The following is a 13,750-nucleotide window of genomic DNA, read 5'->3' on the forward strand; positions in this document are numbered from 1 at the left end:
CTTTAGTCCTCTGTCCATAACTGAGTGTTCCAGAGTCTGTGCAGAAAATTCTCCCAGGGTAGAATAAGAATGTTATCATCTCCTGGCTTCCGTGGCTCTGGCTCGCGGGAGACCAGAATGTGGCGGTCAGCAATGCCCTCCTGTTGAATTGCCCGCAGTCCACTCAGGTGCTTGCCTGTAATGTGTGTAGCAGCCTTCACTTCGATAGCAATCTGCTTGTTCTTGTCCAGTTCTAGGATAAAATCGACTTCATATTCACCGCGTTGAGTTCTCCAGTACGATAAGCGTGATTTCGGACTGCAGTAGTCAATCCAGGTCTGCAGTTCCAGAAAAATGAAATGCTCAAAGGCATCGCCAAAATCCTTGCTTCCCGGCTCTATTGTCCCAAGTCGTTTGAGAAATCGGGAAACACCGAGATCAAACATATAGAACTTTGACATGGTGGTAAGTTTACGCGTCACCTGTTGGCGCCAGGGCTCCAGTCGGTATGCGATATGGGTGTCATATAGAATCTGAAACCAGGAGCTGATGGTTTGTCTGCTGACACCGGTATCGCTGGCAGTGGCATTCATGTTGATTGTCTGAGTGTTCATTGCCGCTGCGACTTCAAGAAAACGACTGAATTCGGGCAGAGAACGAGCCATACCCTCTGAAGCAATTTCCTCGGAGAGGTAGCGCCCGACATAGGCTGCCAGGTCTTCGTCCACCAGATTGCTGAACCAGTGTGGCGGTAGTAAGCCGCGGTACAGTGCCTTTTCAAGAGAAAAATCAGTAATTTCAGACCAACTTAATGGATGGAGGTTCCGCATTCTGGCTCGGCCTCCCAGGAGATTGGTTCCTTTACGTTTTAGCTGCCGTGCGCTGGAACCGGTGAGCAGAAAGCGTATTTGTCGATTTTCAATAAGCCAATGTACATCCTGAAGGATGTCGGGATGCCGCTGAACTTCATCGATAATAATCAGCGTATCGTGCAGTTTTTTTGCTTCACTTATATGCCGCAATCGTGATGGTTCGCGCTGATAGAGGTAGAAGGTATCCTGTTCGAGAAAATCAACCGTGAGAGCTGGTGTTTCTATGAGCTGATGGCGGATATAGCTAGATTTTCCCGACTGTCGAGGGCCGAGTAGAAAACAGGAGCGATCCGCCAGCAAGTTGTTCATGTCAAGTTTTCGATGCAGGTATGCATTCATGCAAGTAATAATAGCGAATATGTAACATATTCGCAAGTGAGGTCTGCATTTTTACTGGAAACTACTGTGCTGAGCTTTGGTCATGAGAATTTAATCGTATGGTGATCAGCTGTGCAATATCAGAGAAGCGATAGTCAATCGGTTCCAGCCACCTGTTGGTAGTAAGCGCATCAAGAAAATGATCGTCGTACTCTACTGAGTTAATATTTACCCAGTTCTGTCCGCTCAAGGGACTGTTGGCAGTGTTTGCTATCAGGAAATAGCCCGATTCTGATTGTATGCATTCCTCGATTACTGCTTCAAAATCAGCGTGATATACCTTGACCTCGACATCAAGACCCTGGTCGGTATACATCTCTTCCACGCTCTGGATGTCGATTCGCGCTATATCCTGCATACCATTGTTGTATATGGTGAAGTACTTCCCCTGGTTCAGTCTTCCTAAATCTATTCCTGGAATGACTGATATAATTGCTCTGAAGTGAACAAAGAGGAAGTTTCCGAAATTCGCGATAGTTAATGGAGCAAAGGAAATATCCGGAGAACCGTGTTGAATGAGTAGTTCCCGAATCTTCTGGACTTCTGCTATCTGTTCATCATGAATCTCGCTGATATCGCTGTATTCATAGATACTTAGCTGCAGCATATCAATGGGGCGGAAGAAGTTGGCGGTATCTTGCAGTCTGAGATCCGGCTTGTATTCCATGAGAGTTTTAATCTTTTCGTAATCACAGGAGAAAACCAGGTAATGTAGCAGGGACATATTGAAGGCACCAGCTTTGTTTATGTTGTGACCTGATTCGTTCAGCAGCCTGCATGCCGCATCAAAATTTCCGGTAGAAAAATATGCCACTGCCAGATTTACTGACATGCCCTTACTGCTGGTCCAGTTGGCATCCGCTCCCTGCTTCAGCAAGTATTCAAATACCGGATAGTTATCATGGAGCGCAGAAATCATAAGAAGGCTGTAGCCGTGTTCATTACTCAGATTAATATCGATTCCATTCTCTATGAGTTCCTGCATCTGGTCTGCACTTCCGGATGCAGCACGGTCTATGGCATCGAACTCGGATTGAGCATGCACTGATATTGCTCCGATAAGAAACAGAGAAATTAGTAGTGTACGAAAAAATTGCAAAATATGCCTCCTGGTATACGCGAAACACTGTAAGTATAGAGGAAATTGCAGGTAATCGTGCAATTTCCTCATACAATAATCTTTAATCGACTTGGAAGTGCCTACACCAACATGGCAAATCTGCCATGTTATGTTGACGCTTCGCGCAAGAATTTCTCTTGCACTATTTTTGCAATGGTAGTACCTTGGTAGTATCAAGGAAACTGTTATGGTAAAAACAAAAACATTTATGTCAGGTCGTAGCCAAGCGATTCGTCTACCCAAAGAATATCGTTTTAATGAAGAAGAAATTTATATGAATAAAATTGATGATATTCTAGTAATAGTAGAAAAAAATAAACTCTGGGATGTATTTGATCGTTCAGTAAATAATTTTACTGAAGATTTCATGTCAGATCGTGGGATAGAAGTTGCTGATAAAAGAGAAATTTTCTAATGTATTTGTTGGATACAAATATAATTATCTATGTTAAAAATAAATCCAATCAATACGCAAGAGATAGAATTAAAGATGTCAATCCAGCCAATTTAAATATCTCAATTTTTACTCTTTCCGAATTACTGTATGGGTGTGAAAAAAGTAGCGACCCTAAAAAAAATAAAAACACCTTAGTCGAGTTTCTACTTCCATTTAATGTAATTAAATATGATAACCATGATTGTGAAAATTATGGAAAAATAAGAGCATATTTAGAAATTCATGGGCAACCAATTGGAGTCATTGACACTTTTATAGGAAGCATGGCTGTTAGTCGAGATTTAATATTAGTTACAAACAATGTAAAGGAATTTGAAAGAATCCCCGGGATAAAAATTGAAAATTGGGCAGAATCATAACAACGAGTTCGAGCAGACAACTGCTTTGTCACCGAACTTGCATAAGGAATTTTACCACCAACCAGGCTACGCCAGGACGCAATTGCTGAACCGCTGACGGTTGGCCTTGCTTTGCGCGACGGATCGGAAGGGAGCCGCCGGAGGCGGCTGTCACGGGCTGTATTGAGTAGTTAGAAGATGGCACCAAGCCTTACTGCTATGTAGTTTCTCTATCATAGTTTACAGCCAGAAATATAAGCACAAATTACGATAATGATGTATGTTTTTGTAAATAATGATAGAGAAACATTATTTTATAGACTCATGGTGCCATCTTCTAACTACTCAAGCCCGGGACCGGAGCCCTGCAGAGCCGGACCCCCGGTATCCAGGAATAGTATGACCTGGACATGGATAATCCGGGGGGCGCGCCCTGAATATTACTTCAGGTAGAGTTGGCGGACGTCGTCGCGGAATGCCCGTCGGCTGTTGTCCCAGGTGTAGAACATGTGGCCGCCGTCGTAGTATTTGAGGCTGAGCTTGCTGCGCTGTTCATCGGTCAGTTTCATGAGGTGGGTAATGCGTTCGGCGGCGAACCAGGGGGTGACGAGGTCGAATATGCCGTGGCAGATAACGACCTTCATGTCGGGGTTGAGGCTCATGCCGTAACGGAGGTCATCGGTGGCGCCGACCTGGGATTCAAGGGCGTGTTTGCGGGTGTCGATTTTCCAGCTTGTGTTTACGAGCTGGCTGAGCAGATTGTAGTCGCGCTCGGTCTGCAGGCCGATGTGTTTCCGTAGCTGGGTGTTGATCCCGGCGGCGAAGACGCGGCTGACCTGGTGCAGGGTGGGGTCGGGGGCGTCGAGACTGTCGCGGTCGGGGTAGGGGTCGCTGCTGCTGAGGGCGGCGTCGTAGAGCCCAAGGTATTGGTCCTGATCGCGCAGGAGGTTTTTTACGAAATAGTCGATCGCGATGCGTCCGCCTTTCTTTATGAGAGTTTCCCTGGGCAGTCCGATGTAGTCGGCTGCCTGATTGAGGACGCGCTTGCGCTGTTCGGCTCCGAACATATCTCCAGCGGCCAGCACTGGCAGCAGGTCCTGTACGGCGAATCTGGCAGCGCGTTGCATGTAGTCACGCATCGGCTCATCTTTTTGTACCTTGCGTGCCCGGCCGTGTACCCATGCGGCGGCAGCCATGGTCGGGAAGGTATCGAGCCACATGAGGGCATCGTAATCGGATCCGTCCAGCAGGGTGAATTCCAAAGCCGGGGAGATAATTATGGCCCCGGCAAGTCCGACTCCGTAGTCTTTCTGCAGGAGTTTACTCAGTTTGGCTGTTCTGAATCCCCCGTAGCTTTCGCCGGCAAGATACACGGCTGATTCCCAGCGGTGATTTGCGGACAGGTAGCTGCGGATTCCTTCGCAGAGTGATTCGAGGTCACGTTTGAGCTGCCAGTATTCAGATGATTCCTGGTTCCCTGCGCCGGCAGGATCGGCAGACCCGGCAGACCCGGCTGAGTCATTCGAGTCAGCAGTGCGGGAAGCCGCGCTGCTGTTTTCGCTGTTCTTGTCCTGTTTTTTGCTGTCGGAGCCATCGATCATACGGCTGAAACCGGTGCCGATTGGGTCAATAAACACCAGATCGGTGAACTCGAGCCAGGTAGATTCGTTGTCACAAAGCTGGTAGGGCGGAGGCGGTGCCTGTCCGGTTTCTGTGAATTGCCCGCGCTGCGGTCCTAGTGCTCCGAGATGCAGGTAGACCGAGGATGCGCCCGGGCCGCCGTTGAACACGAAGGTCAGTGGGCGGGGAGTTTCGGACTCGGCAACATAGCTTATGTAGAACATTTCAGCCGTGGGCTTTTCGTTTTTCCGGAGAATAATCCAGTCTGCTGTTGCCGTGTATTGTATAGTCCCGCTGTCAGTTTTCATGCTGTGGCTGCTTGATGCACCGCGATTTGTTTTCGATTCCATGCTGATTACCTACCTGTAGTTTGATTGATTAGTGTCTCCATAGTAGGGGGCATTCGGTGTGCCTGCAAGTCTCGAATGCAAAGGCGTGAAACTCCCGCTCATGGATAGCTTGCTGGCCGCACAGGCATCCCATCGCGATTTCATTCTTGCAACCAGAAATACAGATGATTTCGAAGCCTCAGGTATCCAGCTCGTAAATCCATGGCATACAGGTTTGAGTAGTTAGAACTGCTTAGAGCATCTGCTCCCGCTGATGAATCAAGCGCCAGCTCCACCACCAGGTAAAAATTGCGGCACTCCAGTTAACCAATGCAATACCCCACCATACACCATTGACCCCCATTCCAAGGGCAAATGCCAGGAGGGTAAATACACCCAGGGGCGCTCCCAACTGGCGATACAATCCGATCCAGAAAATAGCTCCGGGGCGTTTCAGACCCTGAAGAATTGAATTTGCCTGGAACAGAATGACGTAACTATAAAAGGTAACACTCTGAATACGGAGATACGCTGTTCCCACGGTCATAACATCGGGATTGTCATTAAATATCCCTATAAGCCGATGGCCAAACAGGAAAATGAATGGGTACAGGACCAGGAAAATTCCCAGCCCCGATAGCAGGGTTACCCTGTAGGATTGGCGGATTCTTTCGATTTTTCCGGCTCCATTGCTTTGACCAACCATGGTAGCCAGCGCAATGTTAAGCCCGATAGTTGGTATGAGGGCAATTTGCTCGATCCGAATTGCCGAACCGTAACCCGCTACTGCTGCGGTGCCGAATCGGCCAACGTAGCCGGTTATAACAAAGGTTCCTGCCGCCATTGTTAAAAAACTGAGCATTCCCGGTAGTGCCTGGCCAAGGATTTCTCTGAAAGCTTCTCTCCGGGGAATGAAATCTCCGGGACGGATATCCTTCAGAATTTCAAGGGCCCTTCCTCTTCTGGCAATATAAAAAATACCCCCCGCCTGAACAAGAATAGTGGCAAGGGCAATTCCCCGTACTCCCATTGCAGGAATTATTGTAAATCCCCAGGGATGCCAACCGAACATGAACAATGGATCCAGGCCAACATTCACAAAGAAGCTGACAACCAAAATATTCCGGAAGGTCCTGGTGTCCCCCCTGGCCTGGAGACCGGAATTCCATACCTGATTGAGAACAAAGAAAATTCCACCTGCAATAATTATCCGGGTATACGCCAGGGCAGCATCCTGGGCTTCGGTTCCCCCACCGAGAATGCTGAGGATAGGCCGGAGCGCAAAGAATACCGGAATTGCGAGGATAATGGTAAGGATGAACCCGAATGACAGGGACTGGGCAAGAATCTTCCTGCTCTCGGCTTCTTTTCCGGCACCTAAATAATTAGCAATTAGGGCATTGCTTCCTGAACTTGTACCTATGGCCACCGCCAGCAGGACGCCGAACATGGGGAAACTCAGGGACAGACCGGCGAGGGCTTCGGTTGACAGGGTTCCTGCCCAGTAGGTGTCCACCACGTTGTACATAGTGTTGAAGAAAAATCCTATGCTCGCAGGCAAGGCCATTTTGACCAGCGCTGGTAAAACCGGCCCATGGAGCACATCGAAACGGGATTGGGTTTGCATATATGACAGAATACCTAATATTAGATGAAAAACAAAGAGAAATTGTTGAGCAGTTCGATATATGTCATATTGATTCAGAGGGTATATGAACACAGAGCAGCAGCAACAACACAGTATTCACTTGTCTCGTGACGACATGCAGCATGCGTTGGCTCAGCAGAGCCGTGAGCAGGTGCTCGACTCGCTCGAACAGGAATCAACTCGATGACGTATTCGATTGAAGGAAGCTCGTTTAGATCGCAGCCCCCCTACAGCTCCTCGGTTTTGAATTCGCTGTATCCTTCATAAAAATAGCTCACATCAACGCCCCTTAAAAACAGCGCCCGGTTATTTATTTGATCAGTCAGAGCGGCTTTCAGGAGTATTTTGATTTCTATATCCTTTATCGGGCTTCGCTCCATGGCAGACAGGTATTCCTCTTTATCCACAGCATTCCAGTCAATCACTTGTTGAATTTCGTTTTTCAGAATCTGATCCAGCCAGATGCGGGTTGTACGGCCGTTGCCTTCTCGAAATGGGTGGGCAATGTTCATCTCAACATATTTCTCGATGATTTCATCGAAATTGCCCTGGGGCATGATGTCGATGTGCTTGAGTGACTGCTCCAGGTACATGAGCGGTGCAAAACGAAAATTACCCTTGGCGATATTCTCCTCACGTATTTTACCGGCAAAGTCATAAACGTCCCCGAATAAATAAGCATGAATAAACGCCAGTCCGGCAAAAGTTCCGACTTCTACTGTATTGATATCACCGGAGTCAAAAAGTTGCCTGGCTTTTTGTTTGCTGATTTTTTCTTCTGCTTTGGCCAGTTCTACCTGACTTGTTATGTTGAGTTTGTTCTTCAAAATCATTAAATCTCCTCAATCCCAGCCTATTACTGGGTGATTGACATTCCGAATTATACAACTATTGCAGGAAAATTACCAAATTACGGGAATGTCCTCATACGCAAAAGCTTCATCAGGCTGAATTGACAGAGAACCAGGTATTTACTACTATGGAATTTCAAAGGAGATCATCTGAACATGAGGCAGTAAGCGGGGAAGAACAGACAGATTTCAGCGGCGCGTTCTCTCTGCACACAATTCTGCCGCTCATACCAGCAACCGAAAGGAGCTTATATGAGCATGTTTCAGCTTCAGGTCTCGAACCTTCTATTCCAGTATGATTCCACTTCCGATCCGGTTTTCTCCGGGCTTGATTTCTCGCTTTCTCCGGGTTTTACTGCCCTGGTCGGCAGTAATGGAGCCGGCAAGACCAGCCTGCTACGGCTGATCAGCGGTCAGCTCGTTCCTGCAGGCGGAAGTATTACCGCCCCTGATTCACGGCTCTACTGTCGTCAGACCCTTGAGTGTAAACCAGATTCTCTGGATGATTTTTTCACAGATATGTACAGCGGTGAAAATGCTGCCGGCAAGCTCTTCAGTCTGCTGCATCTTGATCACGACTGGCCATGGCGCTGGGAGAGTCTGAGCTTTGGTGAGCGGAAACGGGCCCAGATTGCAGCAGCGCTGTATGCCGAGCCAGACGTGCTGCTGCTTGATGAACCGACCAATCATCTGGATGAGCGTGGACTCGGGATTCTGCTTGATGGCCTGCGGGAGTATAAAGGAATCGCTTTGATTGTCAGCCATGATCGGGATTTTCTTGATAATCTCTGCAGCGCGACTTTGTTTCTTGAGCATGGGAAGGCAGTGCTGCGACCGGGCAGTTTGAGCCAGGGACTCGAGCAGAAGCAACGTGAAGATGAGACGGCACGGCGTGGCTATGAGCAGCAGCGTCAGGAAGTAAAGCGTCTCCAGCGGCAGGCCCAGCTGCAGAAGGAAAAAGCAGATCAGCATCAGAAGGATTTCTCGAAACATGGGCTTGCGCCAAAGGATCACGATGCCAAATCCCGTATCGATGGACTACGGATAAGCGGTAAGGATGTGCTCGGCGGTAAGCTGAGCAAGCGCATTGCAAACAGGGCAGATGCAGCCGTAGCTGACCTGCAGCAACGCTCCCGACCGGTTGCCCGCAAGCTTGGTGTTACCCTCTCGGCACATGAGAGCGGCAAACGCTTTCTGCTGCAGCAGGAGGCGGGCAGGCTCCAGCTCTCGGACCTGAAGCATCTGGAGTTTCCCGATCTCGCGATCCGTCCCGGAGACAGAATTGCCTTGAATGGTGAAAATGGCTGCGGGAAAACCAGCCTGATTCGCTGTTTGTTTCCATTCGCAGCTGGTGAGACAGCTGGCGTGGCCGGGGCAGGCCAAACCACCGGATCGACCGCGGCAAAGGGAGCAGCCTCGACCGTCAACACCTTGTTTCTTCCCCAGGAATTACCGCTTGAGAGTGTGGCAATGCTCGATTCAGCTATGACTGCAATGGACGACAAATCCAGGGGAGATCTGCTCGCGTACTATTCCCGCTTGAATGGTGAGCCTGCAGGTATCGGTAGCATCCGGTACCTGAGTTCAGGGGAGCTCCGAAAGCTGTATCTATCCTGGGGACTGCAGCGTGAATGTGAACTGATTATTCTTGATGAGCCTACAAATCATCTGGATCTTCCGTCGCGCATGGCCTTGGAAGATGCCCTTCAGAACTGGCCGGGAGCATTATTGCTCGTTTCCCATGACCGGGCATTCAGGGAAAGTCTATGCAGCCTGAGTTGGTATATTTCCGGCAGTACAGAAGGTACGAACAAACTCCAGCAGTTCAAGATGTGCGCCAAAATAAAGTAGCACTATGAAGTGCGGGCATGTCAAAAATCTCTAATCGACTTGGAAGCGCCTACACCAACATGGCAGATCTGCCATGTTGGTGTAGATACTCACACGGGACATAGAGATTTTTGATTTTTTACAACACAAGCCTTCATGTACAGGCGCATTCCTTGAATTGCTGAACAAACTGACAGTCGGGAATCAGCCCTTGATTGCATAATCAATCAAGGGCTGAATACTGTCGCGCTTCAGAAAATTGATGTCCTTTCCATAGGTTGCGATTATGCCACGGGCATCGGCTGAGCGCTCGGCAGCGGGAATCCCCTCGAGCTTCATTTTGAGCAGGAACATCATAAGTCGGTGCAGCGGCCGCATAGACGAATAGTTCAGACCGCCACGTAGATGAAACAACCGTATATGCTGCTGCATTTCCGCGTCAAGATTGGCTTCGGTAACGGCCTTCAGTGTCTCATCGTTGTTGAATGCTGCGCCGACGCTGAAAACAATCAGTTTTTTTGATTTCAGGGCTGGATAGTGTTTTTCCAGGAAGTCCTTGCAGAGCATCCCCCGGCCATAGAGCCAACCGCCGAAGACAAGACATTCATAGGCCTGCAGCTGCGCTGTTTTCAGCTGTTTCTCATGCTTCAGATCATAGAGGTCTGCATTCAAGGCTTCCGCAATCCATTCCGCATACTGCCGGGTTGTTCCGTAGTGAGATTTGTAGACTACTGCTGTTTTACTCTGTATGGCTGACTGCCTTTTCAACTGCCCGTTCTATTGCTTTCAGAATGACATTGCTGCTGGAGGTAGCCCCGCTTATAGCATCTACCCTGGTGTCCTGTTCTGCAATTACTCGTTCTACAATTGATTCTGCTGCACTGCCGCGTCCATTATCGTGCCGGATAATCTCGATATTGGTGATTGAGTGACTCATAATCTGCACCAGAACCTCCGCGCTGACAGGAAATGCTTCGTGTATGCCTTCCCAGTGACCGTTCTGTGCACTTGATAAATCAATTCCGTTCAGTTCGACTTCAATCGTACCGCAGCCGGTGAGGGTGATTGCAATTGCCGCAATCAACAGTGTAACCGCTATGGCTGGTGTTGTTCTTTTCTGTGATTGTTTCATTTCCCGTTTTCTCCTCGTAGTTTTTGTATGTTTTGATCCAGGGCTCTGAGTGTTTCCAGGCTCCGGTGAATCGATTCAGGATTGATTCCGCTGAACAGACGATCCAGAAATTCCATGTCCATGGACCTACGTTCGGACCAGTACGTCCGGCAATAATCGGTCTGCGATAATCGAATAATTCTGTTATCCCGGGGATCCTTATTGATGCTCAGGAAGCCGCGCTGCTCAAGTTTGAGTGCAAGCTGCTTTATGTTTTGCCGGGAACTCCCGACGACCGGAACCAGATCACTCAGACTCGGTTGCTCCGGTTCGAAGCGGCCTACGCAGGCAATCAGAAACCATTGCTTTGTGGTTACTCCATCGAGATGTCGGTCTCCAATTGTCTGGAGGTGGTTGGCAGTGGCGAAGAGCCGGGCAAATAGTTCGTTGCGTGGCACATGAGCTTCATGATTCTGCATAAAGGGTAATATGTTACTTTATTTTCGTTGTTGCAAGCCCTCACTATTACAGGTCCTTCTGTACTATGCTGATTCTTGCTATTTAAGCAGTTCTCTGCTTGACCTTGTCCGCTAGTTTACATAGCATTATAACTGGAAATGAACCTGGATTATCGGAGATACTTCTATGAAAAAACCGCCCCTGGTGATCGGTTGGCGCGAGATTGTGTCGCTTCCCGACCTTGGACTTGATTTATTCCAGGCGAAAATTGATACCGGGGCCAGGACGACAGCCCTGCATGCTCTGGATGTGGAGCCTTTTGAAAAAGACGGTCGACAGTGGGTTCGGTTTCGACCACCTTCACTGGGACACGATGCACCGGATTTCTGCGAGGCTCCTCTGGCAGATCGGCGTGCAGTCAAGAATACCAGTGGAATTCCGGAAAAACGCTTTATTATAAAGACACATCTGCATCTTGCAGACCGTAATTACATTATCGAGATTTCTCTGGCAGACCGGGGAGATATGAAATACCCTATGATTATTGGCCGGACGGCGATCTCGGGACACAGACTGCTGGTGGATTGCAGTCATTCGTGGTTAACCGAGCCGCGAACATCGGCGAGACAAGGAGTGCATCATTAAAATTGCAATGCTTGCAAGGAACGCGAATCTGTATTCACATGTTCGGCTGAAAGAGGCTGCGCTGGCACGTGGTCATGAATTTGACATAATCAATACTACCCAGTGCTATATTAATATAGCCTCCCGCAGGCCGGAAATATATTATAACGGGCAGAAACTGCCGCTCTATGATGCGGTCATTCCCCGTATCGGTGCATCGGTTACATTTTATGGAACTGCTGTTCTGCGTCAGTTTGAAATGATGGGGGTATACCCTGTCAACGAGAGTGTGGCAATCAGCCGTTCCCGCGACAAGCTGCGTTCCATGCAGCTTATGGCCCGTGATGGAATTGGACTGCCGGTGACCACCTTCGCCTATGATCCGAAGCATACCGAAGAGGTTGTCAAGATTGCCGGTGGTGCGCCCTTGGTCATCAAACTCCTTGAAGGCACACAGGGGATCGGAGTGGTGCTTGCTGACTCGGACCGCTCGGCAAAATCAGTAATCGAGGCATTTCGAGGGGCTAATATAAATATTCTGGTGCAGGAGTTTATAAAGGAAGCCGGCGGCTCCGACATCCGGGCGTTTGTAGTCGGCGATAAGGTAGTTGCTGCCATGAAACGCAGCGGAGCTGAGGGCGAATTCCGTTCGAACCTTCACCGCGGAGGTACCGCAGAACAGGTGAAAATCGGGCCTGAAGAAAGACTGACTGCTGTGCGGGCTGCCAAGACCATGGGACTGAATGTCTGTGGTGTAGATATGCTGCGTTCGAATCATGGTCCGGTAGTAATGGAGGTCAACTCCTCACCCGGTCTTGAAGGCGTTGAAAAGGCTACCGGGAAGGATATTGCTGGACTCATAATACAGTACATAGAAAAGAATGCGGTGCCCGGGAAGACCAAAGCCAGAGGAAAAGGTTGATGTCGGAGAGTGGCGAGCCCGAGACTCGCCGGACCGGGCTGAGGGCTGCCGCAACCCGGAGGCATCCGGAACGTGAATCATTTGTTATCGGTGGTGTTGAGGTTGCACCCGGAACCCGCCAAACCGTGAATCTTCCTGTCAGCATGCTCTCGGACCATACGCCGGTTACCATGTCGGTGCATGTTATTCATGGCCGAAAACCGGGGCCTGTGGTATTTGTCAGTGCCGGAATACATGGCGATGAGGTGATTGGGGTAGAAATAATCCGCAGACTGCTGAAGCAGCCGACCACGGGGAAGCTTGCTGGAACCCTGCTGGCAGTACCAATTGTGAATGCCTTCGGATTCATGAACCAATCCAGATATCTACCGGACCGCCGCGACTTGAACCGGACATTTCCCGGTTCAGCCGGGGGTTCACTGGCGGCTCGTCTCGCGCATCTGTTTCTCAGTGAAATCGTTGAGCGCTGTGAGCTTGGAATCGATCTGCATTCTGCAGCTGTACATCGTAGTAATTTTCCTCAGATCAGGGTGTCTCCCGGGAACCCCGAAGCTCTCAGGCTGGCCAGTGTCTTCGGTGCGCCGGTAATTCTGCGTTCTCCGGTGCGTGAGGGGTCTCTTCGTCAGGTTGCACGGGAGCGTGGAATCGAAATCCTGTTGTACGAAGCCGGCGAGGGCCTGCGCTTCGACGAGATGGCTGTTCGCGCTGGAGTATCCGGAATTCTCAGGGTGCTTCAGGACCGAGGCATGCTCGGGGCCAAGGGTGTTGCTCGCGCCCGGCGGGAGCCTCTCCTCTGTACCTCCAGCAGCTGGGTACGCGCACCGCAGGGAGGCCTGCTGCGAACCTATCGCAGCGATGGTGATGTCGTCAGCGAGGGGGATGTTCTGGCTACGGTTTCAGATCCCTTCGGGGAAGTCGAGGCGGATGTAGCAGCGCCCTATGAGGGAATAATAATCGGTCGGGCAGTTCTGCCGGTGGTTAACGAGGGCAATGCGCTCTTTCATATTGCCCAGCTTGAGAAAATGCGGGGGGCCGAAGCCACTGTCGAAGCCCTCAATCAGCAGCTTGAAATCGATCCTCTTTTTGATGAGGATGAGATTATTTAAGAAGAGGAAACTGCCAGATTCTGTGCCCTGTCTACAGAAGATTTTTTCACGATTTAAGCTCGGTTTAAGGTATGAGGCCTATGCTTCCAGTAAATGAATGTTACTG

15 protein-coding genes are annotated in these 13,750 nt (G+C 49.5%); 7 read left to right on the forward strand and 8 right to left on the reverse strand.

The genetic code is table 11. The features are described from left to right. Positions 1-2: 2 nt before the first annotated feature. Positions 3-1,190 (reverse strand): ATP-binding protein, encoded by a 1,188-nt coding sequence (locus tag ACYQ2L_RS11280; RefSeq protein ID WP_460055557.1) that lies wholly within the window; start codon positions 1,188-1,190, stop codon positions 3-5. A 61-nt stretch (positions 1,191-1,251) separates the two neighbouring features. Then, positions 1,252-2,328 (reverse strand): ankyrin repeat domain-containing protein, encoded by a 1,077-nt coding sequence (locus ACYQ2L_RS11285; protein WP_460055560.1) that lies wholly within the window; start codon positions 2,326-2,328, stop codon positions 1,252-1,254. 208 nt (positions 2,329-2,536) lie between these two features. On the opposite strand from ACYQ2L_RS11285, the gene ACYQ2L_RS11290 reads away from it, so the two are divergent. Together ACYQ2L_RS11290 and vapC are read left to right on the forward strand one after the other, a co-directional pair. Further along, positions 2,537-2,764 carry an antitoxin gene (locus tag ACYQ2L_RS11290; protein ID WP_460055563.1) on the forward strand — a complete coding sequence of 76 codons (228 nt, stop codon included), beginning with the start codon at positions 2,537-2,539 and terminating at the stop codon, positions 2,762-2,764. After that, complete coding sequence (gene vapC / locus ACYQ2L_RS11295) at positions 2,764-3,165, forward strand: type II toxin-antitoxin system tRNA(fMet)-specific endonuclease VapC (RefSeq protein WP_460055566.1); 402 nt, start codon at positions 2,764-2,766, stop codon at positions 3,163-3,165. Before ACYQ2L_RS11290 ends, vapC begins: the two co-directional genes overlap by 1 nt. A 419-nt stretch (positions 3,166-3,584) precedes the next feature. Here the strand turns inward: vapC and ACYQ2L_RS11300 are convergent, their stop codons facing one another. Next, positions 3,585-5,114: a S10 family peptidase gene (locus ACYQ2L_RS11300; RefSeq protein ID WP_460055569.1), complete on the reverse strand. Its 1,530-nt coding sequence runs from the start codon at positions 5,112-5,114 to the stop codon at positions 3,585-3,587. Between the two features lie 100 nt (positions 5,115-5,214). On the opposite strand from ACYQ2L_RS11300, the gene ACYQ2L_RS11305 reads away from it, so the two are divergent. Then, entirely contained in the window at positions 5,215-5,340 is a 126-nt protein-coding gene (locus ACYQ2L_RS11305) for a PIN domain-containing protein (RefSeq protein ID WP_460055573.1), read from the forward strand. 6 nt (positions 5,341-5,346) lie between these two features. On the opposite strand, the gene ACYQ2L_RS11310 is transcribed toward ACYQ2L_RS11305, so the two are convergent. Both ACYQ2L_RS11310 and fic read right to left on the reverse strand, forming a co-directional pair. Beyond that, on the reverse strand, positions 5,347-6,720 hold the full coding sequence (locus tag ACYQ2L_RS11310) for an MATE family efflux transporter (RefSeq protein ID WP_460055576.1): 1,374 nt from the start codon (positions 6,718-6,720) through the stop codon (positions 5,347-5,349). Positions 6,721-6,968: 248 nt separating this feature from the next. Then, a complete protein-coding gene (gene fic / locus ACYQ2L_RS11315; protein WP_460055579.1) occupies positions 6,969-7,574 on the reverse strand; it encodes a protein adenylyltransferase Fic in 606 nt (201 codons plus the stop codon). A gap of 270 nt (positions 7,575-7,844) precedes the next feature. On the opposite strand from fic, the gene ACYQ2L_RS11320 reads away from it, so the two are divergent. Next, positions 7,845-9,443 carry an ATP-binding cassette domain-containing protein gene (locus tag ACYQ2L_RS11320; protein WP_460055582.1) on the forward strand — a complete coding sequence of 533 codons (1,599 nt, stop codon included), beginning with the start codon at positions 7,845-7,847 and terminating at the stop codon, positions 9,441-9,443. Between the two features lie 183 nt (positions 9,444-9,626). On the opposite strand, the gene ACYQ2L_RS11325 is transcribed toward ACYQ2L_RS11320, so the two are convergent. The 3 genes from ACYQ2L_RS11325 to ACYQ2L_RS11335 are packed head-to-tail and all read right to left on the reverse strand — an operon-like array spanning position 9,627 to position 11,012. Next, positions 9,627-10,190, reverse strand: a complete 564-nt coding sequence (locus ACYQ2L_RS11325; protein WP_460055585.1) for a flavodoxin domain-containing protein — start codon at positions 10,188-10,190, stop codon at positions 9,627-9,629. Further along, a complete protein-coding gene (locus ACYQ2L_RS11330) occupies positions 10,162-10,554 on the reverse strand; it encodes an FMN-binding protein (RefSeq protein WP_460055588.1) in 393 nt (130 codons plus the stop codon). The genes ACYQ2L_RS11325 and ACYQ2L_RS11330 overlap by 29 nt, the downstream gene beginning before the upstream one ends. Next, a complete protein-coding gene (locus ACYQ2L_RS11335) occupies positions 10,551-11,012 on the reverse strand; it encodes a MarR family winged helix-turn-helix transcriptional regulator (protein ID WP_460055591.1) in 462 nt (153 codons plus the stop codon). The genes ACYQ2L_RS11330 and ACYQ2L_RS11335 overlap by 4 nt, the downstream gene beginning before the upstream one ends. 166 nt (positions 11,013-11,178) lie before the next feature. On the opposite strand from ACYQ2L_RS11335, the gene ACYQ2L_RS11340 reads away from it, so the two are divergent. From ACYQ2L_RS11340 to ACYQ2L_RS11350, 3 genes are read left to right on the forward strand one after another with little or no spacing between them, the layout of a single operon-like run. Beyond that, positions 11,179-11,637 carry an ATP-dependent zinc protease family protein gene (locus tag ACYQ2L_RS11340; protein ID WP_460055594.1) on the forward strand — a complete coding sequence of 153 codons (459 nt, stop codon included), beginning with the start codon at positions 11,179-11,181 and terminating at the stop codon, positions 11,635-11,637. Between the two features lie 7 nt (positions 11,638-11,644). Next, a complete protein-coding gene (gene rimK / locus ACYQ2L_RS11345; RefSeq protein WP_460055597.1) occupies positions 11,645-12,538 on the forward strand; it encodes a 30S ribosomal protein S6--L-glutamate ligase in 894 nt (297 codons plus the stop codon). Continuing rightward, complete coding sequence (locus tag ACYQ2L_RS11350; protein ID WP_460055600.1) at positions 12,538-13,644, forward strand: succinylglutamate desuccinylase/aspartoacylase family protein; 1,107 nt, start codon at positions 12,538-12,540, stop codon at positions 13,642-13,644. The genes rimK and ACYQ2L_RS11350 overlap by 1 nt, the downstream gene beginning before the upstream one ends. Positions 13,645-13,750 lie beyond the last annotated feature (106 nt).

It is taken from the genome of Spirochaeta dissipatitropha (assembly GCF_054657935.1).

Coding starts and splice junctions, on each gene's coding strand:
- ACYQ2L_RS11340 (WP_460055594.1), top strand. CDS start 11,179: ATGAAAAAACCGCCCCTGGTGATCGGTTGGCGCGAGATTGTGTCGCTT.
- ACYQ2L_RS11320 (WP_460055582.1), top strand. CDS start 7,845: ATGAGCATGTTTCAGCTTCAGGTCTCGAACCTTCTATTCCAGTATGAT.
- ACYQ2L_RS11290 (WP_460055563.1), top strand. CDS start 2,537: ATGGTAAAAACAAAAACATTTATGTCAGGTCGTAGCCAAGCGATTCGT.
- ACYQ2L_RS11305 (WP_460055573.1), top strand. CDS start 5,215: ATGGATAGCTTGCTGGCCGCACAGGCATCCCATCGCGATTTCATTCTT.
- ACYQ2L_RS11300 (WP_460055569.1), bottom strand. CDS start 5,114: ATGGAATCGAAAACAAATCGCGGTGCATCAAGCAGCCACAGCATGAAA.
- ACYQ2L_RS11330 (WP_460055588.1), bottom strand. CDS start 10,554: ATGAAACAATCACAGAAAAGAACAACACCAGCCATAGCGGTTACACTG.
- ACYQ2L_RS11280 (WP_460055557.1), bottom strand. CDS start 1,190: ATGAATGCATACCTGCATCGAAAACTTGACATGAACAACTTGCTGGCG.
- rimK (WP_460055597.1), top strand. CDS start 11,645: ATGCTTGCAAGGAACGCGAATCTGTATTCACATGTTCGGCTGAAAGAG.
- vapC (WP_460055566.1), top strand. CDS start 2,764: ATGTATTTGTTGGATACAAATATAATTATCTATGTTAAAAATAAATCC.
- ACYQ2L_RS11310 (WP_460055576.1), bottom strand. CDS start 6,720: ATGCAAACCCAATCCCGTTTCGATGTGCTCCATGGGCCGGTTTTACCA.
- fic (WP_460055579.1), bottom strand. CDS start 7,574: ATGATTTTGAAGAACAAACTCAACATAACAAGTCAGGTAGAACTGGCC.
- ACYQ2L_RS11335 (WP_460055591.1), bottom strand. CDS start 11,012: ATGCAGAATCATGAAGCTCATGTGCCACGCAACGAACTATTTGCCCGG.
- ACYQ2L_RS11350 (WP_460055600.1), top strand. CDS start 12,538: ATGTCGGAGAGTGGCGAGCCCGAGACTCGCCGGACCGGGCTGAGGGCT.